This window comes from Moorena sp. SIO3I6 (assembly GCF_010672095.1).
The window spans coordinates 1-1,757 of the sequence record NZ_JAAHHU010001040.1 but is presented as its reverse complement, the minus strand read 5'-3'; the positions used below and the strand labels follow the sequence as shown (position 1 = coordinate 1,757).

The 1,757-nt window shown below is 45.4% G+C and carries 2 protein-coding genes; both read left to right on the top strand.

Going from position 1 to position 1,757, the window contains the following annotated elements; translation table 11 throughout:
• A partial coding sequence (locus F6K49_RS45875; protein WP_293072743.1) for an ABC-2 family transporter protein occupies positions 1-359 on the top strand: 359 nt, incomplete at its 5' end.
• Positions 360-694: 335 nt separating this feature from the next.
• Complete coding sequence (locus tag F6K49_RS45870; protein ID WP_293108989.1) at positions 695-1,630, top strand: hypothetical protein; 936 nt, start codon at positions 695-697, stop codon at positions 1,628-1,630.
• The last annotated feature ends 127 nt before the right edge of the window (positions 1,631-1,757 follow it).

The window sequence follows — 1,757 nt, the reverse complement described above, 5'->3', positions numbered from 1 at the left end:
TCGGTTGCCTGGTGGTGGCAATGAGCTTTGCCCTACGCTTTTTGATGCAGTATACCTTTGCCATGTTCGCCTTTTGGACAGAACGGGCTAGTGCTATTGAAGAATTATCATTTTTGCTCTACTTATTTCTTTCTGGGTTAATTGCTCCGTTGGAAGTCTTTCCTCCTTTGGTAAGGGAAATTGCCCAGTGGACACCCTTTCCTTATCTGATTCATTTCCCAGCAGCACTGTTGATTGGTTTACCTGTGAATGTGGTAGGGGGAATATTGGTGATTCTAGGTTGGAGTTTGATATTTTTCCTAGTCAACCGCTGGTTATGGCGTAAAGGGTTAAAGCATTACTCTGGCATGGGAGCTTGATCGTAATGGAAGTGTGGGAAGTGTGGGAAGCGTGGAAAGTGTGGGGAGATAGGGAGATAGGGAGATAGGGAGATGGGGAGTCAGATCAGGGACTGCATATTAAATTTACCTGATAAGGATTAATGTCCCTGATAAGTATGATTAACGCTATATATTCGACCAATCCAAAGTATAAAATTACATGATGATTCAGTTCTGGGGTATCAGCTATCAGCTATTCATGATTCAGGGACTCTTTTTATTGATCAGGCGTTGGATTGCCTTAGCAGACAGCTGAGGTGCTTATAGCTGATAGCTTACACAATTACAAGACTCGAGCAACGCTCTAGCAACGAATGACCCTAAAACGTTTGCCCCCAAATAATCCCCCTAATTTACCTGAACCACGTCACTTTAACGGGCCAATGCTATGGTTGGCCATGGTTTTGGCGTCTGTTGTCATTCATCTATGCTTCTTGTCGATACTGTATATGCTCTTGATGGGGCGCTTGGAAAGTTCGCAACCCAGTCAGGATTTGATTGCCATCGATCTGATTGATATCATTCCGGAAGATATAGCTGAGCAAGAGACATCACCAGAAGACCCATCAACAGCTCTAACTAGTCCTAGGTCAGATCGGAATTTTAATCACCAAACTGTCTCTAAATCTACCATTGATGTCACTGAGCCTGACTTAGAGCGAACACCAACAGAGGAAAGCTTACCCGTTAAAGAGCTAGCACTGCCAACATCTTATGAATTAACTATACCTGTACCCGCACCTGAACCAACAACTCCGATCACTCCTGTTAAGCCTATTCCAGTCATCCAAAGGCCGCTACCTTTACCCTTACCTCTGCCACCACCGATTCAGCCACCGGCTTCCAGCATCCTAGAAGAGTCGGCATCAAAAGATACCTTTCTGGCTAAGATGAGTCAATTTGGTCTGACTAATCCCAATCGGGATATTCCAGACCAATTGGCTCTACCGCTACCAGCTAACAAAACCGAATTTTCCGCTGAGGAGCTGAATTTGACAGGTATTGATTTATCGGAAGAGTTAGTGTTGAAGGTGGTGGTGTTAATTGATTCCAATGGTAAACCGGAACTGCTAGCGGACTATATTCAAGTGCAGCAAGGCAATATTAGTATTGATCAGGCTCAGCAACTCGCTCAGCAGGTGATTCGCCATTGGCTGTTTGCCCCTACTTACATGGCAGGTCAACCAGTTGTCCAAGCTTATCGCTTCCAACTCACCATTAGTCAAGAGGCAAGAGGCAATGGGCAATAGGCATGCTAGCAATAGGCATGCTAGCAATAGGCAAGAGGCAAGAGGCAAGAGGCAAGAGGCAAGAGGCAATAGGCAAGAGGCAAGAGGCAAGAGGCAAGAGGCAAGAGGCAAGAGGCAATAGGCAATA